This is a genomic window from Candidatus Profftia lariciata, from assembly GCF_020541265.1.
GTDB lineage: Bacteria > Pseudomonadota > Gammaproteobacteria > Enterobacterales > Enterobacteriaceae > Profftia > Profftia lariciata.
Window position 1 is genome coordinate 377333 of sequence record NZ_CP045925.1, and the last position, 24536, is coordinate 401868.

Annotated in this window: 9 protein-coding genes and 4 tRNA genes; 4 read left to right on the forward strand and 9 right to left on the reverse strand. The window is 22.3% G+C overall.

The genetic code is table 11. The features are described from left to right. Nucleotides 1–101: 101 nt before the first annotated feature. Together lpxC and secA are read left to right on the forward strand one after the other, a co-directional pair. Complete coding sequence (lpxC, locus tag GII40_RS00895) at nucleotides 102–1019, forward strand: UDP-3-O-acyl-N-acetylglucosamine deacetylase (protein ID WP_226813520.1); 918 nt, start codon at nucleotides 102–104, stop codon at nucleotides 1017–1019. A 709-nt stretch (nucleotides 1020–1728) separates the two neighbouring features. Further along, nucleotides 1729–4443 (forward strand): preprotein translocase subunit SecA, encoded by a 2715-nt coding sequence (secA, locus tag GII40_RS00900; RefSeq protein WP_226813521.1) that lies wholly within the window; start codon nucleotides 1729–1731, stop codon nucleotides 4441–4443. A gap of 1598 nt (nucleotides 4444–6041) precedes the next feature. Here the strand turns inward: secA and coaE are convergent. Further along, nucleotides 6042–6647: a dephospho-CoA kinase gene (gene coaE, locus GII40_RS00905; RefSeq protein WP_226813522.1), complete on the reverse strand. Its 606-nt coding sequence runs from the start codon at nucleotides 6645–6647 to the stop codon at nucleotides 6042–6044. Between the two features lie 423 nt (nucleotides 6648–7070). Between coaE and GII40_RS00910 the strand changes: the two genes are divergently transcribed. Continuing rightward, nucleotides 7071–7394, forward strand: a complete 324-nt coding sequence (locus GII40_RS00910) for a DUF496 family protein (RefSeq protein ID WP_226813523.1) — start codon at nucleotides 7071–7073, stop codon at nucleotides 7392–7394. 602 nt (nucleotides 7395–7996) lie between these two features. Here the strand turns inward: GII40_RS00910 and GII40_RS00915 are convergent. Beyond that, nucleotides 7997–8072: transfer RNA gene (locus GII40_RS00915), tRNA-Asn, on the reverse strand. Nucleotides 8073–9631: 1559 nt separating this feature from the next. Here GII40_RS00915 and mfd point away from each other — a divergent pair. Beyond that, nucleotides 9632–13096: a transcription-repair coupling factor gene (mfd, locus tag GII40_RS00920; protein ID WP_226813524.1), complete on the forward strand. Its 3465-nt coding sequence runs from the start codon at nucleotides 9632–9634 to the stop codon at nucleotides 13094–13096. A 1211-nt stretch (nucleotides 13097–14307) separates the two neighbouring features. Here mfd and GII40_RS00925 read toward each other — a convergent pair. The 7 genes from GII40_RS00925 to clpP all read right to left on the reverse strand — a co-directional run bounded on the left by GII40_RS00925 (nucleotide 14308) and on the right by clpP (nucleotide 24217). Continuing rightward, a tRNA-Leu gene (locus GII40_RS00925) sits at nucleotides 14308–14394 on the reverse strand. 7 nt (nucleotides 14395–14401) lie between these two features. Continuing rightward, a tRNA-Cys gene (locus GII40_RS00930) sits at nucleotides 14402–14472 on the reverse strand. A gap of 31 nt (nucleotides 14473–14503) precedes the next feature. After that, nucleotides 14504–14579, reverse strand: a tRNA-Gly gene (locus GII40_RS00935). Nucleotides 14580–14736: 157 nt separating this feature from the next. Then, nucleotides 14737–15285, reverse strand: a complete 549-nt coding sequence (pgsA, locus tag GII40_RS00940; protein ID WP_226813621.1) for a CDP-diacylglycerol--glycerol-3-phosphate 3-phosphatidyltransferase — start codon at nucleotides 15283–15285, stop codon at nucleotides 14737–14739. 3362 nt (nucleotides 15286–18647) lie between these two features. After that, complete coding sequence (gene gndA, locus GII40_RS00945; protein WP_226813525.1) at nucleotides 18648–20057, reverse strand: NADP-dependent phosphogluconate dehydrogenase; 1410 nt, start codon at nucleotides 20055–20057, stop codon at nucleotides 18648–18650. A gap of 2017 nt (nucleotides 20058–22074) precedes the next feature. Continuing rightward, nucleotides 22075–23331, reverse strand: coding sequence for an ATP-dependent protease ATP-binding subunit ClpX (clpX, locus tag GII40_RS00950; RefSeq protein WP_226813526.1), 1257 nt, complete (start codon nucleotides 23329–23331; stop codon nucleotides 22075–22077). A 265-nt stretch (nucleotides 23332–23596) separates the two neighbouring features. After that, nucleotides 23597–24217 (reverse strand): ATP-dependent Clp endopeptidase proteolytic subunit ClpP, encoded by a 621-nt coding sequence (gene clpP, locus GII40_RS00955; protein ID WP_226813527.1) that lies wholly within the window; start codon nucleotides 24215–24217, stop codon nucleotides 23597–23599. Nucleotides 24218–24536: the final 319 nt, after the last annotated feature.

Below are 24536 nucleotides of genomic sequence, written 5' to 3' on the forward strand. Positions count from 1 at the left end.
GGTATTTTGTTCTTTTGCTAGACTGTCTTTATACCTATAGCATACAAGCATTATGCTATAGGTCATTGTTGGATGATGGATCTACTTTCTGAGATAAAACTATGATCAAACAAAGGACATTAAAACGTATTATTCAGGCAACTGGTGTTGGCCTGCATAATGGTAAAAAAGTCATCCTGACTATGCGTCCAGCTGCAGCTAATACTGGAGTGATCTATCGTCGTACTGATTTACATTCTTTACCAGTGGATTTTTTAACTAACGCAAAATATGTACGTGATACTATACTATGTACTTGCTTGGTTAATGAGCATAATGTGCGTATTTCTACAGTAGAACATTTAAATGCTGCATTGGCTGGTTTAGGTATAGATAATTTAATTATTGAAGTTGACTCCTCAGAAATTCCTATTATGGATGGTAGTGCTAGTCCTTTTGTATATCTTTTATTAGAGGCGGGCATTAAAGAATTAAATTGTGCAAAAAAATTTCTGCGTCTAAAACAAACTGTTCGTGTTAACGATGGTGATAAATGGGCTGAATTATCCCCTTATAATGGTTTTAAATTAGATTTTACTATTAATTTTAATCATCCAGCTATTGATTCTAGCTCACAGCACTATAAGATGCATTTTTCTGCTGAATCATTTATACGTCAAATTAGTCGTGCGCGTACTTTTGGTTTTATGCGTGATATAGAGTATTTACAGTCTCGTGGTTTATGTTTAGGTGGTAGCTTGGATTGCGCAATCATAGTTGATGATTATCATGTACTGAATCAAGATGGTTTACGTTTTAAAGATGAATTTGTTCGTCATAAAATATTAGATGCTATTGGTGATTTATTTATGTGTGGATATAATATTATTGGTGCTTTTACTGCATACAAATCTGGTCATGCATTAAATCATAAACTATTACAAACAGTATTATCACAGCAAAATACTTGGGAATATATAACTTTTGCAGAGAATAAGAATATGCCAATTATATTTAGCGCACCTAGAGTGTTAACTTGAAAACTACTGTTGTTACTTATTATATATTAATGAGTTAGTGCTATCTAGTTATGATATTATATGCATAATATTTTATTACTATTTATTTTTTTCTCTTTAAGATACAGTTCTGTATTTATCTAATAAATTACATAAAATTATTTTAATATTTAAGATATTTATCAATGTTTATGTCTAATAAATCTTACTATAGATTAATAAGGTATCATGATATAATATATGTCTATATATAAAGGTTAAATACTATTTATATTATTTTAAAATAATTATTATAGTACAGAGTGCTATTAGTTAATTTTTTATAGAAATTAATAATAAAAATACATACGTTATTCTTATATATTTAATATCTTATTAATGTATATTAATACTCTATAAAAACTATGATATAATTTTATTTACTGCATAATATTATATGTAATGATATTTATATTAATTAGCTACGCATTAAATAATAATTAGTAATATTCAGAGATACACCTTAATATATATCGCATATGATAATATGCTCTTGATTTGGGTTTTTATTGATTTTTTTCTATAAAATATTCTTGCTAGGTATATTCTAGCAATGTAAGTAAATTAGATATATAATATTAGTGCTAATTATAATTATTTAATTCTAATAATATTTCATAAATATCATATCATCAATTATTGTACATTTAGATTGTATCGAATAATTACTTTTTCAGAGATATTAGACTTTATGGTAATAAAATTATTAACCAAATTTTTTAGTAGTCGCAATGAGCGTAAGCTAAACAAAATGCGCAAAATTGTAACCTTGATTAATCGAATGGAACCTGATATGGAAAAACTTTCTGATAGCAGGTTAAGAGCAAAAACTAACGAATTTCGTGATCGTATAGCTACAGGAACAACGTTAGAAAGTTTATTACCAGAAGCATTTGCAACAATACGTGAAGCAAGTAAGCGTGTTTTTGGTATGCGTCATTTTGATGTACAGTTGCTTGGCGGTATGGTCTTAAATAATCGTTGTATTGCAGAAATGCGTACTGGAGAAGGAAAAACACTAACTGCAACTTTACCAGCTTATCTCAATGCATTGAGTGGAAAAGGAGTGCATGTTGTTACCGTAAATGATTATTTAGCACAGCGTGACGCTAACAATAATCGACCATTATTTGAATTTCTTAATCTTTCTGTAGTTATAAATTTACCTGGTATGACTACACTAGAAAAACGTGCTGCTTATGCTGCTGATATAACTTATGGTACTAATAATGAATATGGTTTTGATTATTTACGTGACAATATGGCATTTAGTCCAGAAGAAAAAGTACAGCGTAATTTGTACTATGCTCTTGTAGATGAAGTAGATTCAATATTAATAGACGAAGCTCGTACACCCTTGATTATTTCTGGGCCTGCTGAAGATAGTTCAGATATGTATATTCGTATTAATAAGCTCATCCCAAAAATGATCCGTCAAAAACAAGAAGATTCTGAAAATTTTCAAGGAAAAGGTCATTTTTCTGTAGACGAAAAAAGCCGTCAGGTTTACTTGACAGAACGTGGTTTAATTTTGATAGAAAAAATGTTAGTAGAAGATGGTATTATCATGGCAGGTGAATCATTGTATTCTCCAGCTAATATTATGTTAATGCATCATGTTACAGCTGGACTACGTGCACATGTTCTTTTTACTAAAGATGTTGACTATATTATTAAAAACGGTGAAGTTATAATTGTTGATGAGCATACAGGACGTACGATGCATGGCCGTCGTTGGTCCGATGGTTTGCATCAAGCAATAGAAGCTAAAGAATGTGTAAAAATTAAAAATGAAAATCAAACTCTAGCTTCTATTACTTTCCAAAATTATTTTCGTTTATATGAAAAATTAGCTGGTATGACTGGTACTGCAGATACTGAAGCGTTTGAATTCAGCTCTATTTATGCACTAGATACTATTGTAGTCCCAACTAATCGTCCAATGATTCGTAAAGATATGCCAGATTTAGTATACATGACAGAAATAGAAAAAATTAAAGCTATTATTAAAGATATTCGTCAATATACCGAAAGAGGACAACCAGTTTTAGTTGGGACAATATCTATTGAAAAATCTGAACTTCTTTCTCAAGCTTTAACTAAAGAAAACATTAAGCACAATGTTCTAAACGCTAAATTCCATGCTAAAGAAGCATATATTATTGCAAATGCAGGATTACCTAGTGCAGTAACTATTGCAACAAATATGGCTGGTCGTGGTACTGATATCGTATTAGGAGGTAGCTGGCATACTGAAGTCATTAACTTAACTAAACCAACAGATATAATAATTAAAAAGATTAAAAACGCATGGAAAATTCGTCATAATGCAGTTCTTGCTGCAGGTGGTTTGCATATTATTGGTACAGAGCGTCATGAGTCACGTCGTATTGATAATCAATTACGTGGACGTGCCGGTCGTCAAGGTGATCCCGGTTCTTCTCGTTTTTATTTGTCTATGGAAGATTCTTTGATGCGTATTTTTACATCTGAACGTGTCATTAATATGATGAGAAAATTCGGCATAAATCCTGATGAAGCTATTGAACATCCTTGGGTAACTAAAGCAATTGCTAATGCACAACGTAAAGTAGAAAATCGTTACTTTGACATTCGTAAACAATTATTAGAATATGATAATGTAGCAAATGATCAACGTCGTGCTATTTATGCTCAGCGTAACGAATTATTAAATATTAATGATATTAGTGAAACTATTATTAGTATTCGTCAGGATGTATTTAAAACTATTATTGCTAATTATATTCCTTCACAATTACTAGAAGATATGTGGAACATTAAAGGCCTGCAAGAACGACTAAAAAATGATTTTAATTTAATAATACCTATTAAAGAATGGTTAAATAAAAAAAATGATTTTAATAAAGATATCTTAAGTTCTCGTATTATACAACAGGCTGTTAAGGATTACCAATGTAAAGAAAAATTTTTAGGTATAGAAGTAATAAGAAATCTTGAAAAAGGCATTATGTTACAAACTTTAGATTTATTTTGGAAAGAACATTTAGCAGCTATGGATTACTTACGTCAGGGTATACATCTTCGTGGCTATGCGCAAAAAGATCCAAAGCAAGAGTATAAACGTGAATCTTTTTTAATGTTTACATCTATGCTTGAATCATTAAAATATGAAGTCATTAGCATATTAAGTAAAATACAGGTTAGCTCTCCAGAAGAAATTACAAATATAAATCAGCAATGCAATGCAAAAAAAAATGATTTATTGAGTACACAATATTTTAATGGTATTACTAATAACAGTAAACAATTAAGAACTAATTCCTTACCATTAAATATTAATGAATCAAAGATTAGGCGTAATGAATCTTGTCCATGTGGATCTAATAAAAAATATAAACAATGTCATGGCAGATTATTAAAATAATAATTTATTATTCTGTAATATTTATTATCATAGTTAATAGATAATTAATTTAATTTTTTATAAAATATCTTAGTATATTTATAATTAATATAATAAACATTCTGTGTTGAGTTTATCTAAAAATATAATGATTTAGAGGTATAAAATATAATTATAAATTTCTATATTTTTATTATTATTTAATAATAATCTAATGCTCAAAATTTAAGTTTTTTAATTTATAATTTATATAAATAAAATTTTTAATAATAACATGATAATAATAAATTGATTAATTATCTAGATATTATCAAAATATATTAAATACGCATTATTTAAAAATTAGCAATTATTATAGATAATGCTCATTGCTAAAAATTTGTTTATTATACGTATAACGTAATACATGAAAGTTTTATTGTTTTATTTTTCTTAGTTATTTTATAATAGTAAAATTTATTATATATTATATTATTTGAAAATTTTTTTAAAAAAATAATATTGAATAATTCAATAAATAATATTTTGTATATTAGCATATATTATTATATTAATAATTATTATATACGACTATATAAACACTATAAAATATAATTAATAATCATAGTACTTTAATAAGTCAAGACAATATCTATATTAACTTGAATTGTATTTTTAATATATATCATGTTATAAAATAAATGTAATAATAGCAACAGTTACATAAAATAGATAGTTAATTATTATATAGTAGGATTATATATTACATAAATAATATATTAACAAAATAATATTATTATTGTATAATATACTTTATGTTAGTTAGTTATTTTAATTAAAATAACATTGTTTAAAATGCTTAAATAATAATTATATTAATTACAATAAACGTATTTTGTAATACAAAGTATATCAAGCATGTTATATTAATAAGTTATAATTTATACTTATTATAATAAGTATTATTAATAATATTAATTATTAAAAATAATTAATTATCTATTTAGTATAAGTTTATATATTGTATTTATAACTTTATTAAAAAATTTAATAAAATACATTATACAATGTATATGATTACTATAGGAAGAAAAAATATTTTCTTGATATATATTACATTATAATAAGTATATTTATTATTTTATTATTTGTTAGATACAATACTTTTATTATTACTTGATAATATAGGAACTTATCATATTAGATAGACAATTATTGTTAATACATTATTTATATATATCTAATATAAAATTAAATTGATAATTATTTATAATGTTTTTAATTAATTAGTTATTAAGTATTAATATTTAATATATTAATACTACAATCATTTTATTATTAACACATAATTATTTTAGTTATAAATCTTGTAATAATATCACTAATAAATATTTTATTAGTAAATAGTGCACAATATATTTATATAATAGTCTATTAAATAATTTAAGTTATTTTATTAATTTAACTTATATTAATGAATACAATCTAATTTTATATAAATTTTACATTCATATTAATGATAATATCTTTTTTAAAGATTTAATATATTAAATATTACTATAATTTTAAATTAAATACATTTTATTTATAAATAAATAATTATTTTTAATAAATTATAAAGTTATAAAATAATCTTTATTCTATGAATATTGTACCGTTAGATTTAAATAATAACTATGGAGTATGAGAACATATGATGTTATACTTTCATAATATCCGTTATTATTAATGATATCATCAGCATATAATAAGCGCTGAATACGCGTAGTTTGTACTGATAAAATCTTTTTAACTTGTTTACGAGAAATATTATCTCTCATAATAATTCTTTTAATCTGTAACTTTGGATCAATATCAACAACTAATACACGTTGTGCGTGCGAGAATAGTTGTTTTTCAATTAATAAAGGAATAACCCATAAAATATAAGGAGCATCAATTTCTATTATTTGGCGTTGAGTTTCTTTATAAATTAAAGGATGTAGTAAATTATTTAACCATATTCTTTTATACGGTTTATTAAAAATAATTTTTCTTAGTGCAGTTCGATTAAGTCCTCCATCTTTTAATAAAATATTAGAGCCAAATTTATCTGCAATTTGTTTGATTACTGGACTACCAATGCTAACTATTTGTCTAGCAATAATATCTGCATCGATTATAGGTACTCCTAATCTTCTAAAAGCTTCTGAAACAGTACTTTTACCACTTCCAATGCCTCCTGTTAATGCTACTATATAAGTCATAAAAAACTCGTATTTAATAACTTTAAAATATATTTGTTTTATTAAAATATAACTTTTAGTGTTCTATATTAAACATCAATATAATTAATAATTAAGATTTGCAATATGTTACTTTAGTATTTAATAGCATTGAGGATTAAAACATAGTATATAATTGATAATGTTATTTATTATAATAGTTTTATGTATATTTGTATAGAGTATATATAAATAAATAAACTTTTAATTATAAAGTAAAAGTTTATTTATATTTTTATTATTAATTTAATAGTAATTTTAATAAAAAATTTAATTTTTTATTTTATCCAACATATTGTATAAAAATAATTTTTTAAGTATAAATATGATGTAATTCCATTAAAAAAGTTTTCTACTTAATAAGTATAACTGAATTTATTTTTTACTAAAATAAAAGGCATGAAAATGGAACATATAAATAAGCTTACTTTTCAAAATGTTATAGATTGTGTACGTATATTTCGTCGTAAAAATAAACTACAACGTGAAATCTTAGATAATGAAAAAAAAATTCGTGATAATCAAACACGTATATTATTGCTACATAATATTCGTGAGTATATTAAACCGAGTATGAATATTGACGCTATTCAGGCAATCATTGATGATATGTGTAGTAATTATGAAGATCGTGCCGATGATTACATTATTCAGAATGCAGATCTCTCAAGAGAACGTCGAGAATTATCTAAAAAATTAAAAACATTAGGAGAAAGAGAATCTAAATAATTTACTTTATATCAAAAATTATATATAATTTTTCTTTTATATTGATAGATAAAATTTAATAAGATTTTTTATACTTAATAAAAATATTATAAATAGTATTTATATATAAATTATTTAAAATACATTAACGTCTATAGTAATATAATATTATATATATTATATTACTATGCTAAATACTTGCTACAAATTTTGTTTAAAATAAATATACTTATATTTAATACATATTAGATTATTTATAGTATAAATATGTAAATATACTTGATTTATAAATATAAATTATTAATTTAATATTCTCTTATTCTAGGATTGAAATAAATTATTATTAAATAATTACTAATTTGTAATAACAAAAATAATTATAACATATTATTTTATATAATGTGATGATATATACTATCATAGTATAACAATTAATTATTTTATATGGACTTAACATAAGATTAATTAAAAAATAACTATTTTGTAGAAAACTATATTATATATAAATATAGTATGCTTAACTATTATCGTGCATAAGACTTACTTAAATTTCTTTATATAAAGAAAAATATCATTGTTTTTGAATAAGATTTGTAATTATTAATAATGATACTTTTACTATTTGGCTCCTCTGACTGGGCTCGAACCAGTGACATACGGATTAACAGTCCGCCGTTCTACCAACTGAACTACAGAGGAATATTTTAAATGACTAATAAAATACAATTTATATTATAATATAATATTTTATTACAGTTTACAACAAAATATTTTATATATAATTAATTAATAATAAGCAAAAACTAAATATATAATAAATAATATACTATTAAAAGTATATCATGATTTTTAATACATTAGTACTTACTATAACAAATTATTATTTTAGTTATATAAAAATATATAAAATTTAAATTATTTGATAGTATATTATTTAATATTAAATATACTTTCTTGTTATTATTCTAATCATATTAGATTATCTTTAATTATTGATCTAAAGTATTAGATATTTTATATTATCTATTTCATAGTTTTTTAAATTATATTATATTTTTATATCTTATTATAACAATACTATTGTATATATTTTATTAACATACACACATTATTAATTAATAAATTAACAATACTTTTATTAAAAAATAGATATATATAAAAATATAATACATCTAACTTCATGATCTTTTTTTATCAAACAGATAATTTTATATAAAAGATTTATGATATATAAAACTAATATATTTAATATACTTTTTATGCTAAAATCATATACACAATAAATAATATAATAATATTATTTATTGTTAACTCTACTTGTAATATTGTAGATTATTTTAATAATAAATAATTTTTATTCATTATAAATAAGTATGTAATATAGTAAATAATATTTGATTAAACGCATAATAAATTTAAAATTTAGATTTTACTAAATTATAATTTTAACTGAGTTAATGAAAATTAATCAACATAGTAAAATACTATTTATAAAATATTTTTTATTATTATTTTTATTATAAATTTGAATTTTATAATCAATAATTAACATTAAAAATGTTTTATGTTTTTATAGACAGATACAATATTAAAAGTAATAATAAATAGTTTATATCACTTAGAATAAAAATTCTAATAAATAGTATATATATTTTTAATAACTAAAAATTTTAATTTTTAAGAGTTATTGTTAGATATATTAAATATATTAATAATACAGTCAAAATATTCTTGAGAAGTATTATAATAATTAGTTATTAATTAATATAATATGATGTATAAAATCATGTACAAAATTATAAAATAACAACTATTTAATTAATAATTATTGCTTTAATTAACATCAAATTATATTATAGATATAATTATATCTATTATTTTATATAAAAGATAAATTTTTTATGGTAGTTGCATTATTTAACAAAATTTAAAAAATATTTTTATTTAGCAGTTATTTTATAATTAAATTTAATCAATGTTTATTATATTTTAATAATGCTTGAGACAATTAAATAATTATTTATTTTATGTTTTTTATTTATTAAAATTAATAAAATAGATATAATACCATTATATGGTATTAGTAGAATATTATGAATATTAATTTTTATTATATAATATCTATATAGATAAATTATCTTAATTATTATATCATTTTATTATCAATAAGTTAACTAATTTTTTATTAAAATAATAATATATACAATTATAGTGCCTTATATAAGTAAAGAATTAAAATATAAACTAATTAATAATTTATGCTTAAACAAGACAAATTCACATTTCCTCAGCGTTATAAATTGCCATCAAAATCTGGAGATATAGTTTCTTTAGGACAATTAACTGGTGCAGCTTATGCTTTAGAATGTGCACATATTGCTGATAAACATTCTGGTCCTGTAATATTGATTACTTCCAATATACATTCAGCATTGAAGATGCACAATGAAATAAAATATTTTACATCACGTGACGTAATAACTCTATCTGATTGGGAGACCTTGCCATACGATAGTTTTTCACCTCATAAAAATATTATTTCAGAGCGTCTTTTTAAGTTATATCATCTGCCACAAATGAAATATGGCGTCTTTATTATTTCTATTAACAATTTAATGCAACGTGTATGTCCATGTGATTTTATAAATAGCCATTCATTAATTATGCAACAAGGTCAGTTAATATCTCTACAGGAATTAATAAAAAAAATTAAACAAGCAGGTTATCGTAGAGTAAATCAAGTAATTGAGCATGGTGAATTTGCGATAAGAGGGACATTAATAGATTTATATCCAATGGGTAGCGAAGATCCATATCGTATTGATGTGTTTAATGATACAATCAATATTTTACGTATATTAGATGTTAATTCCCAAAAAACTTTACATGAAATTAAATCTATTCATTTATTGCCTGCACATGAATTTCCAATTGATAAACATGCAATTCAATTATTTCATAATCAATGGATTAAACATTTTAAAGTATGTCATGATCCAAAACATATTTATCAGCAGGTAAGTAAAGGAGTGTTACCAACAGGTATTGAATATTGGCAACCTTTATTTTTTAGTGAGGCTCTATCATCACTATTTAGCTATTTTCCATGTAATGCATTGTTAATAAATATCGGAAATATTGAGATTGCAGCAAAGCGTTTCTGGTCAGAAATTAATCAATATTATGACGATAAATGTGTTGATCCAATGCGTCCACTATTAAAACCAGATAAATTATGGTTACAAGTTGATGAGCTATGTCTTTTACTTAAGACATGGCCACGTATTAATCTAAAACATCATTTACTAAATAAAAAAAATAATCATAGTAATTTATATTATCAATCGTTACCTGAGCTGCAAATCAAATCGCAATACAAAAATCCTTTGGATAATTTAAAACATTTTATTAATCTTATCAAGGATACTATTGTTTTTATAGTAGCAAGTGAAGGACGTCGTGAAAATTTACTGGAATTATTATCACTAATTAATATTAGTCCCTTGCTAATAATGCATCTAGAAGATGTTCAAATAGGTAAAATACATATTATGCAGGGCGTTTCTGAGCATGGATTTATTAATCTAGAGCTTAAACTAGTGTTGATATGCGAACAAGATTTACTTGGTAATAATATTATTCAGTATCCTCAAGATAGCAAGAAAAATATTCATACTAATTCTACTATTTGTAATTTTAATGAGCTTAATAGTGGTCACTTATTAGTGCATTTAGAGCATGGAGTTGGTCGTTATAATGGAATGATTATATTAGAAATAAATGGAATACAAGGAGAATATTTAATTCTAACATATGCAGATAATACAAAACTTTATGTACCTATATCCTCTCTTCACCTACTTAGTCGTTATACAGGCATTATCAATGAAAATACTCCGTTACATAAATTAGGTGGTAATGTCTGGAATAAAACAAGACAAAAAGCTATTAAAAAAGTACGAGATATAGCTGCTGAATTATTAGATATTTATGCTCTTCGTGCCACTAAAATAGGATATGCTTTTAAATATAATCATGAAGATTATCAAATGTTTTGCCAGAGTTTTCCTTTCAAAATTACAACAGATCAAAATATAGCAATTAATGCTGTACTCAAAGATATGTGTCAACCTTTAGCTATGGACCGTTTGATATGTGGTGATGTTGGTTTTGGTAAAACAGAGGTAGCCATGCGTGCTGCATTTCTTGCTGTAAATAATAATAAACAAGTAGCAGTATTGGTTCCTACTACTTTATTAGCACAACAACATTATGATAATTTTTGTGATCGTTTTGCTAATTGGCCAGTACGTATTGAAATGCTTTCCCGTTTTCGTAGTACAAAAGAACAAATAATAATTTTACAAGATACTGTTAATGGTAAAATAGATATTTTAATTGGTACACATAAACTTTTACACAAAAATATGCAATGGAATAATCTAGCTCTTTTGATAGTTGATGAGGAACACCGTTTTGGTGTACGTCACAAAGAACAAATTAAAGCTATGCGTACTGATGTGGATATTTTAACGTTAACCGCCACACCAATACCACGAACACTTAACATGGCAATGAATGGTATGCGTGATTTATCTATTATTGCTACTCCTCCAGCACGTCGTCTTGCAGTAAAAACTTTTGTTCGCAAATATAATCCTTTAATTGTACGTGAAGCTATTTTGCGTGAAATTACTCGTGGAGGTCAAGTTTATTACTTATATAATGATGTTGAAAGTATAGATAAAGTTGCTAAAAAATTATCTGATCTAGTACCTGAAGCATTTATAAAAATTGCTCATGGACAAATGCGAGAACGTGAACTAGAGCATGTTATCAATGATTTTTATCATCAACGTTTTAATGTTTTGATATGTACTACTATTATTGAGACTGGTATTGATATTCCAAGCGCTAATACCATTATTATTGAGCGTGCTGATCATTTTGGTTTAGCACAACTGTATCAATTACGTGGTCGTGTGGGTCGTTCATTTCATCAAGCTTATGCTTATTTATTTATTCCAAGATTAAAAGATATATCTACCAATGCACAGAAACGTATAGAAGCTATTACTTCTTTGGAGAGATTAGGTGCAGGATTTATGTTAGCGACTCACGACTTAGAAATTCGTGGTGCAGGAGAGTTATTAGGTGACGGACAAAGTGGTCAAATTAGTTCTATTGGTTTTTCTTTGTATATGGAGTTATTGGAAAGTACTATTGATTCTCTTAAAAAAGGACAAGAGCCATCATTAGAAGAGATTATGAGTAATCACTCAATTATTGAGATGCATATACCTGCTTTGCTACCAAACAATTATATTCCCGATGTAAGTATACGTTTATCATTTTATAAACGTATTGCTAGTGCTAAAAATCATGATCAATTACGAAATTTAAAAATAGAACTTATTGATCGATTTGGTTTATTACCATGTTTAGGTCATAATTTACTACAAATTACAAAATTTCGTTTAGATGCTATAGAATTAGGTGTTAGCCGAATAGAATGTCATGAAAAAGGAGGATTTATTGAATTTAGGAATACAAATAATATTAATCCTATATTTTTTATTGAATTATTGCAGAAAAAATCACATATCTTTAGTGTAGATAGTAAAAACAAGCTGTATTTTATTGCTGATCTTAAAGATTTTACGATACGTTTAGACTTTATATCTAATTTTCTTATGCTTTTAAAAATTAATCAAGTAAAATAAATACAACTAATATAAATATGATAAATAATAAAACATTCTTAATATTTATATTATTATTTTATTTATTCATACAATTATAGTAAAATTTAAAGTATAAAAACTTAAATTATATTAAGTAATAAACATTATACTTTATATTTATTTAAATATAAATTAATAATTTTTTATAAAATAGTGCTTAAATAATTAATTTTATTTATTTGCACAATAAATTATTGTAATCATTATATATAAAATATAAAAGTTTTTTATTAATTAAAAAAATAATTTATAAACTATTTTACTAAAAAATTAAGTAATTCTTATTTTAAAAAGAATTTTATAATAAATTATAATTTATATTTTTATGATACATATATTATATATTTTGTATACATGTATAATGTAATTATATTTAATATAATCAATAAATAAGATATTTTAAATGCAGACAATCAATTATTTATAAAATAATAAAAAATATTTTATTGTATCGTTAATATGCATATTCAAAAAATATTACTTATAATATATTGTACTTATAAGAATTAATTCAGTAATATTTTATATATATAATGATTAGATACTATAGAAATATTTTATTATTTTCTTATACAAGAAAATAATAAACACCTAATTTTATAAATTAAAAAATTTTATGCTTCTTATATAAGAGAAGATATTTTATAAGTAATAATCTACCATTATATTTTTTAACAAAATACTCAGTTAATAGAATTATATTAATTAATATACAATAATATATTGCGCAGATGGCAACTTATTTATTAAATGTTTATTGTGTTCATATTTAATATATATTTTATCTAACATACATATTTATGTTATTACTTAATAGCTGTAATTTATTATAAGTTATATTATTAAATTATTATATTTACTCTATTTTAAATAGAGTATTAATATTTTGCCACATATAAATATATTATATGTAATATAACTTTTTTAGTAATAGTAAAGTCATTATTATATATAATATTGATTATATTATAAATTTTTTATAAGAAATAATTACTTAATATTAATTTATATAAAAAAATTCTATTTTTGTTACATCGATTATTTAATAATGTTCTATATTAATTGTAAAATACAAATACTAAATTTTTTTCTTTAAAGGATTGTGTTATTAATTAATATGTAAACTTGTAACTCTTAGTAAATTATAAAAATCAATGTATATGTTTGTATTCTTTTATTTTTAAGTATTATGGTACCCGGAGCGGGACTTGAACCCGCACAGCATAAAAGCTAAGGGATTTTAAGTCCCTTGTGTCTACCAATTCCACCATCCAGGCAAAATAAAGGCGCGTTCCGGAATCGAACCGGACTAGACGGATTTGCAATCCGTTACATAACCGCTTTGTTAACGCGCCAATATATTTTATCTATATATAATATTTAATATGGAGCGGGAAACGAGATTCGAACTCGCGACCCCGACCTTGGCAAGGTCGTGCTCTACCAACTGAGCTATTCCCGCTTTTTACTTTTAATAAAGGTAATATTATTTATTTTATTAATTGTAATTATTGTATTTTATTATGATTTAATAGTATGATTTTACTTATCTTACAACATGCGTCAACATTATTTTTTATAATATCATAATTATTTGTTTATATTAAGACATATTATTATCATAATTCAAGTAAATAATTACGTGCAGCTTTTAAATATTGAAACATTGACCAAAATGTTAATATTGTTGAGACATAAAATGCAACTACGCCCGCTAAAACAACATAACTATCAGGGCGCCATAAAAGTGCTATTAGCGATAACATTTGAGATACAGTTTTTATTTTACCAATCCATGAAACAGCTATATTATTACGCTTACCAAGTTCTGCCATCCATTCACGTAGTGCTGAAATAATAATTTCACGGGTAATCATAGTTGCTGCTGGCAGTGTAATCCACCATACGTGATAATATTCAGAAATTAGTACCAATGCTGTAGAAATAATTACTTTATCTGCAACAGGATCGAGAAAAGCACCAAAGCGAGTTGTTTGTTTCCATTTACGAGCTAAAAAGCCATCAAACCAATCTGTTATTGCAGCAAATACAAAAATAAGTGCACAAACTAAAGGTGTCCAAGTAAATGGTAGATAAAATATTAGAATAAAAAATGGAATTAGAATAATACGAAATAAAGTAAGCAAAGTTGGTATATTAAATCGCATGTTTTGAGGTAATGTCTTTTCCATATTTGGATATTATTGTCTAATTATACTATAATACTTCAACCTTGTATAACTTCTTTTGCTAAGGTATTAAATATTAAGTATTTTTAGAATTTTAGTTGCTCACTTTTATTAAAGATTTTATCTCTTTTATTTGCTTAAAAACTTAGTAGCTCTTCTATTTAACTACTCTAATAATCTTAAGTAAAGTAACATTACAAATGTTAACATATTTTTATGATGAGTAATAATAACATAGTGATGAAAATTATTACGAATATTGTGTATAAGATTTAAAATAAAACACTTTAATAATAAAAAAATTTATTTTCTAAATACAAAAATATTTTTGTTTTTACTTGTTAGTACTATCATTAGTAATGAATAATAGTATTAGATGTTTATTTAATGATATATTCAGAGTATTCAATAATTTTTTGATTATTTTTAAGTACCTTTTATATTTAATATATATTAATGTATTATTTTTTTTACTGTTTTTAAAGTAGTAACAATAATAAATTTATTACTGTTGAACAAAAATTTACTTTTATTATTTTACTTGATAATAATAAATATTATTTACACACTATTTGTTACGGTTTACCATGATAAATAAGAACTAAATATCTTATGCCTATGCTATCATATAAAATGTTATTTATGTATTATATATGCTGAATATCATATAATTATACTATGGTTTATTATATTATAAATCGGCTAATGTATTGTAGCATTATTAAAATATTTTAATTAAAAATATTATTATTTATTTTATTCTGTTGATATTAAATATATATGTTTTCTCAAATTAATATAGATATGTATATAATAAGTATATTGTTTAGAAATATAAAATTAAATAATATTTTATTAAGTAAAATGCTATTATACTTGCTATGTAAATAAAATCATTAATTATAGTATGAACTATTTTAGTATATACAGTATCATTAGAATACTTAAAACAGTTATTATTACTAATAATAACTTATTTTTTATTAAGTAAATATCATATATACATTGATCATACATTACCTTGTAATATAATATTTATAATATATAAATTATTTTTTTAAAAACAGAATATTTTTTAGTAATTCTATGTACGTATTAAATTTCAAATATATACTATTATTAAAAATTAAGTTATTTATTAATTTGTTTATATATCATATATTTAATACTTTGCCAATCTGACTAAAAAATAAGTAAATATAATATATCTTGATAAGTATAATTGTATATTAAATACTGTTTAATATATGAATATCAACACAAATTAATTGAGTTATACATAGACTATTGTCATTAGTTATGATAAAAAATATTTTTTTACATCTTGCATATCTATTAATATATCTATTCATGAAGATAAACATATTTTTAATAAAAATTAAAAGATAAAAAAATTTATTATTAAATAATTAAATATTATATCAATATTGATCATGCCGAGTATAGTGATATTCTAAATATATCTTCATTTATTATATAAATTAAAATCATACTAATTTAAATTAGTATTTTATATCCATAGCTTCTAAAATATTAATTGAAATATTTAGATATATCATTTAGCTTTATTTTTATAAAAATTAATTCTTATATCAATAACATCGTATATATGATAAAACTTATGCTTATAAGTTACTATCTTATGAGATACTAAAAAATTTTATTTATATAAATATAATGTATAATGTATAATAGTTATTATTATATTGCAAGAATTTTATATAAGAATTTTATATAAAAATTATTATAAATAATCATTTATTATTAACATTTATTGGTTAGAAAAAGATATATTATTATTTGATGGTAAGTAAATATATATCATATTTAATTAATATTTTATAGTAAGATAACAATTAATAAATAATTATTCTATTAAAAATACTGAAGATTTTTTTATTTATATGTTTTATTTAATAAATAATAATTATTTAAAATAACAAATTTTTAATTTTATCTATATATAGTAATTATTTGTTAATAATGAATTAAACTATATTATAATATCTTATTAATAGATTAAATAAATATAATACCAAACATAAAATTTTTGTACTTTTTACTTGATATAATAAATATTTGCTGAATTATTAATTACATCTTAGTAAGAATGCAACTTAATCTATTATCTTCTGATATATTTTACTATTTAATGAATTAATAAATATTTCTTTATATATTTGTTATCATAATTTATTTTGAATATAAATATATTTTAAGATTAAATCTATTATTCTTATTTAAATACAATTACATTATAAAATAAATTATGCTAATAATAGTATTTTAAATAATATTATTAAATAAATAATTCTTAATATATAATATGATACAAATTTTAAGTGCATTATATTATAAAAAATAATTTAATATCTAGTATTATGATATTAAGAATAAAAATTATATATATATAATTAAAATGTATTTAAAATATTTTTTATTACTTATTTATGTAGTAATAATATATAATTTTTTATTTAAAAAATGTAGATACATTAAAATATAAAATATTTTATGTATTAATTGCTAATTACAGAATATTTTAAATATTTAATACTTTGTTCAAATTATAGTATTTTTATAGTTAAAATAATACTATCTCAATTATATTGATAATTATTTATTTAATTTTTTGTATAATATAATATTATACATACTAGTATATGACTGCTTATAATATTAGTAGTAGTTTTTTATTATTTATTTTAAGCTTATTAGTATAAGCATACTTTATATTTTTTTAAGTTATTTTATTTTAAAATAAATATAAAAAAATTTTAATAATTTTTATTATAAAATAATATATTGCAAGTATTTTATATATTGATTAATAATCAATTATTAAACATAAATGTTTTTATATATAATATTGATTTTTTTATTATTTATTAAACACATAGTAATCTTACATGGCTTGGTAACAATCTATGTAAGATTACAAATAGAGTTATTCTATATCTTTCTAAGTTAGCAATAAAATCATCTTACTCACTATATACGTGTGTTATAAATAAAATTTAATTAAGTATATTTTCTTGTTTGATCTCACATATAAATATTAAGTTCATTATTTTAATATATACTAATAATAATAACTAACTAAAAAATCTATAACAATCAATATGTTAGTTGAATTGTTAAATTTATTTTTTATTTTTAAAATAAATTACATTATCAGATGTTTAGAAAATAATTAAATCAAATTTTTATAAAAGTTATATTAATTTAATAAGATTATATTTTATGTTTACTAATTACCTCCATAAAACAATCTTTATAAGCAAAACATTTAAATTAGCTGATATATTTTATATTCTATCTATTATAAAATAAAAAAATCACTATTGTAACCATTCAGTATGAAATACACCTTCTTTGTCAATGCGTTTATAAGTATGTGCTCCAAAGTAATCACGCTGTGCCTGAATAAGATTAGCTGGTAGCACTGGTGAACGATAACTGTCATAATAAGAGATAGCCGCAGATAAGGTTGGAGTTGGAATACCACTCTGTACTGCATATATGATAACATCACGCATTGCTTGTTGATATTCGGTAGCAATCTGTCTGAAATATGGAGCTAATAATAAATTAGCAAGTTCAGTATTATGCGCATAAGCATCAGTAATTTTTTGTAAGAAATCTGCACGAATAATACAGCCAGCCTGAAAAATTCTTGCTATTTCACCATAGTTTAAGTTCCACTGATATTTATATGATGCAACTCGTAATTGAGAAAAACCTTGAGCATAAGAAATAATTTTACCTAAATAAAGAGCACGTCGTATTTTTTCAATCAACATAACAGGATTACCACGAAATATTTGAATTTTTGGTCCAATTAATACCTTAGATGATATAAGTCGTTGATCTTTTAATGAAGATATATAACGAGCAAAAACAGATGCTGTTATTAACGATAGTGGTTCACCGAGCTCTAATGCACTCTGACTAGTCCATGTGCCAGTTCCCTTGTTAGCAGCCTGATCTAATATATAATCAACTAAATATTTATCATCTTTATCTTTTTTAGTAAAAATATTTTTAGTTATATCAATAAGGTAGCTTTTTAATTCACCTTGATTCCATTCAGTAAAAATATTAGATAAGTCTTCGTTAGATAAATTTAGACCATGTTTTAGTAGATAATAAGCTTCAGCAATTAGCTGCATATCACCGTACTCAATACCATTATGTACCATTTTTACATAATGACCAGCCCCGTCAGATCCTATATAAGTTACACAAGATTCACCATCTTCAGTAATAGCAGCAATTTTATGTAATATTGGAGCTACTAGATCATATGCATCTTTTTGTCCACCCGGCATAATAGATGGTCCTTTTAAAGCTCCTTCTTCGCCACCTGATATACCAGTACCAATAAATTTAAATCCTTCAGCTGATAATTCATGATTACGACGTATTGTATCTTTAAAAAAAGTATTTCCACCATCTATAATAATATCACCTTTTTCTAAGTAAGGTTTTAGAGAATTAATAGTTTTATCAGTAGCTTCACCAGCTTTTACCATTAATAGAATGCGACGAGGTATTTCAAGAGATTCAATAAATTTCTGAATAGAATAAAATGGTACTAATTGACTTTCCGGATTGTTAAATATTACTTGATTAGTTTTGTACTGAGATCTATTAAAAATTGACACTGCATATCCTCGACTTGCTATATTCAGTGCTAAATTTCGTCCCATTACTCCCATACCAATAACACCTATTTGTTGTTTTGACATTGTAAGCTCCTATTTACAGATAAAATATGTAATATATGATTCATAATAGATTAGTCAAAAATTTTCATTTAATTTATTTTTAATTAAGTGAATAATAAGTCATCTATATATTGGTTAAATATACAAATTAAAGTATATTCTTAAAATTCCAGATTAAACAATATTTATATATAAAATAATTATCATCTAATCATAAATATAATTATTTAATAATATAAATTAATTTTTTTTACTTAGAACATCATATCTATAATATTAATAATATTAAACTTTTTAAAAGTAATAGTAATATTTGCTTATTAGTTAAAAAATTACTTTGATATTTAATAAATTAATTTAAATAATTATCTTACAAAATTTATATTTATCAAATATTTTTAATATCTCAAAGTGCTATTTATAGCATTACATTAAGTATTTTTAACAAATATGATTTTACATTTATTAAAGATAATACTTTTATTTTTAATATTTTTATTAATTATTATTTAAATTTTTATCTATATAAATATTTTAGTAGACTACTTTTATTAAAATATTTTTATAAACTTAAAAATTAATTCTAGAAATTTATAATAAAATTTTCTTATTTTTTTGAAGAGAGTAAACTATAGAATATATCCATTGATATACTTTTCAATATTAAACTTTGATATAATAATCTTGATTATATTCATAATACTAATTTTCATTAATTAATAAAATTATATAATAATATAATTATTAATTATATTACTGATAATTTTATTAATTTTATAAAAAATTAATATATATATTATATATAGTATTATTTAAATAATTTTAACAGTATTAAAATAATAATTTTAATAAATTAATATGTTATAATTTTATTATATTATGTTAATTTATTATTTATCATTAGTATTTAATAGAAGATAATAATAATTATTATGTCTTATTAATTTATACAAATATATTAATAAAATAAACTTAATACATACATTATAGAATAATCATAATATATCAATACTGTATTATATTAAAGTATTTAAGTATAAATTATAAATTTATTATAAAATAATATAAATATATATTACATTTATTAATTGAATAAAACTTATTTGCATGAATAATTACTTTACTGATTATTATTGATTACTTATTACATGATTCATATTTTTATTTTTTATTAAATGAATAAAATACTATATAGATATGCTTGAAAATGAATATTTTTTGCAAAATACTATTTAATAGTAAAGCATTTATATGTACCAGTTGACTACTGTATTAAAATACAGTTTTATATATAAATTAACGTAATCACGATAACTTACTTATTTATGATGATGTCTGATAAATTACATGTTACATAAAATGTAATACAAATTTGTATCTTATTTAAAATAATAAAATTTTAACATTCTTCTTGAAGATTAAATAATTTTAGATCACAGTATATTTTCTTAAATAAATTAATAAAAAATGTAATTTTTTAATTTATTTAGTTATAGTGCTATAATTTTTTATTTAATTAAAATTTAATATAAAATTTTTGCTAAAATTTAATTATAAGTAAATAAAATTTAGATTTTTAATATTATATATAATTGCATAAATTGATACAAAATGCCTATTTTATTATTAAATTAATTATAAAATATTTAAGTATATTATTATAATCATTGTAACTTGATAAATACATATTATATACTTAGTATATTTTTTATTAATAGTTCTAAAATATTATTATATTGTTTTGATATTTATCTTTATAAGATATCAAAATTATATTAATTACTTCAACAAAATAATAAGATAATAATATAAGTTATATTATCAATAATATTGATACTATTAAATAGTAATTGTATTAATAAAAATATCTTAAATAATATTTAAAAGTTTAAATAAACTGTTGGCTATAAGTAATAATTTAATAATTGTTATTAATATGCTAAATAAATAATTTTATATATAAATCAATTATTTAGTGTTCATTATCATGTTTATTTATATAAAAAATTTTTATTATAAGTTAAAAATTACCAGAAAATTATGTTGTTGATTTACCATAAATAATTATTGGTTTTTCTTTACCATTAATAACATTATTATTAATAATTACTTTATTAACATTTTTTATTAATGGTAAGTCATACATTATATCTAACAATACTTCTTCAACAATAGAACGTAGACCACGAGCACCTGTTTTTTTTATCATTGCTTTTTTAGCAATTGCAATTAAAGAGTCATCACAAAATTCTAAATTTACATTGTCCATATTAAATAATGCTTGATATTGTTTAGTTAATGCATTTTTTGGTTCTTTTAAAATTTTAATTAAAGAATTTTCGTTAAGTTCACATAGTGTAGCAATTACTGGTAGACGACCAATAAATTCAGGAATTAAACCAAATTTTAGTAAATCCTCTGGTGTAGTTTGAGATAACAATTCACTTTCAGTCTGTTTTTTAGACATAACCTGAATATTTGCACTAAAACCTATACTGGTACTAGTATTAATACGATCTGCAATAACTTTATCTAAACCAGCAAATGCACCACCACAGATAAACAAAATTTTAGAAGTATCAACTTGTAGAAATTCTTGCTGTGGATGTTTACGGCCCCCTTGTGGTGGAACTGAAGCAATAGTGCCTTCAATGATCTTAAGTAAAGCCTGTTGTACTCCTTCACCTGATACATCACGTGTAATAGATGGATTTTCTGATTTACGAGAAATCTTATCAATTTCATCTATATAAATAATACCATGTTGAGCTTTTTGTACTTCGTAATCACATTTCTGTAATAATTTCTGAATAATATTTTCAACATCTTCACCTACATAACCAGCTTCAGTCAATGTAGTTGCATCAGCGATAGTAAATGGTACATTTAAGAAACGTGCTAAAGTTTCAGCCAATAAAGTTTTTCCACTACCAGTCGGACCTATCATTAAAATATTACTTTTACCTAACTCAACATCATTATTAATATCACTATTATGTAAACGTTTATAATGATTATATACAGCTACTGCCAAAACTTTTTTTGCTTTTTCTTGTCCAATAACGTAATCATCTAAATGATTACTAATTTCATGTGGTGTTGGTAAGGAATTAGAGTGAATATATGGAGATATTTTTTTAATATCAGCATTTACAATCTCATTACATAAATAAATACATTCGTTGCAGATATAAACTGATAGCCCAGCGATTAATTTACGAACTTCATTTTGATTTTTTCCGCAAAAAGAACAGTATAATAACTTATCTAAACTATCTTTGTGTTTATCTGTCATCAAATGTACCTTGTATTGTTTGTCTCTTTTGTTAAATAAATTTTTTATGTATCAATGGATTTGTAATAGTAGATAAGTATGTAACGGTAGTATAGCAATATAATACATACAAACAATTAATTTCATTATAACATATATTAATAATTAGTATGAAATACAGTAAAATTGTTATAAATATTTTAATCAATAAATATAATAATATATTAAATAATAGTATAAGTATTATAATTATTTATTTATGTAATCAATATAATAAAATATCATATTAACTCCGATTAGTCATTATTGAATCTACTAAACCGTATTTTACAGCTTCATGAGCTGATAAGAAGTGATCACGTTCAGTATCACGCTCAATTTCTTCTATTGATGTTCCTGAATGTTTAGCCAGAAGATTATTTATGTTAGTTTTAATATTTAAAATTTCTTTAGCATGAATTTCAATATCTGTTGCTTGTCCTTGAAAACCACCTAGTGGTTGGTGAATCATTATACGCGCATTTGGTAAACAAAAGCGTTTTCCTTTGGTTCCTGCAGTTAATAGCAAAGCCCCCATAGAACATGCTTGTCCTATGCAAATAGTACTTACATCAATTTTAATAAATTGCATAGTATCATAAATAGACATTCCTGCAGTTATTACCCCCCCAGGAGAGTTTATGTAAAGATAAATATCTTTTTCTGGATTTTCTGCTTCAAGAAATAGCATTTGTGCTATTATAAGATTTGCCATATGATCTTCAACATGACCGGTTAAGAAGATAATTCTTTCTTTTAATAAACGAGAAAAAATATCGTATGAACGTTCACCGCGAGGAGTTTGTTCAATAACCATGGGCACTAAAGTCATGTGTGACAATGAATTATGCTGGTTATTATATGACATTAAATCTTCCTCTAGAAAATAATATGGATATTATTTGCGTTAATTTTATCACAAAAAGTAGTTTTACTATATATACCATTATCTCAATATAATTACATTATTAGATATTTTTATGTTTTTGTTGTGTAGTATTAAGAATACAGTTATTACTATTAATATATATTAGCTAATTTAGCATTGTTTAGTGTATTTTTTAATATTTGAATAGTAATCCAATTCAATCTACTTATAATTTAAATATCATTAGGGTTATTTACGAATATATAACTTATTTAGTTTATTTATTTTCTATAAATATTTTTCTAAACTATTTTATACT

Bases quoted from the DNA above. Each gene is read 5' to 3' on its own strand.
- lpxC (WP_226813520.1), top strand. From the start codon at position 102: ATGATCAAACAAAGGACATTAAAACGTATTATTCAGGCAACTGGTGTT.
- secA (WP_226813521.1), top strand. From the start codon at position 1,729: ATGGTAATAAAATTATTAACCAAATTTTTTAGTAGTCGCAATGAGCGT.
- coaE (WP_226813522.1), bottom strand. From the start codon at position 6,647: ATGACTTATATAGTAGCATTAACAGGAGGCATTGGAAGTGGTAAAAGT.
- GII40_RS00910 (WP_226813523.1), top strand. From the start codon at position 7,071: ATGGAACATATAAATAAGCTTACTTTTCAAAATGTTATAGATTGTGTA.
- mfd (WP_226813524.1), top strand. From the start codon at position 9,632: ATGCTTAAACAAGACAAATTCACATTTCCTCAGCGTTATAAATTGCCA.
- pgsA (WP_226813621.1), bottom strand. From the start codon at position 15,285: ATGCGATTTAATATACCAACTTTGCTTACTTTATTTCGTATTATTCTA.
- gndA (WP_226813525.1), bottom strand. From the start codon at position 20,057: ATGTCAAAACAACAAATAGGTGTTATTGGTATGGGAGTAATGGGACGA.
- clpX (WP_226813526.1), bottom strand. From the start codon at position 23,331: ATGACAGATAAACACAAAGATAGTTTAGATAAGTTATTATACTGTTCT.
- clpP (WP_226813527.1), bottom strand. From the start codon at position 24,217: ATGTCATATAATAACCAGCATAATTCATTGTCACACATGACTTTAGTG.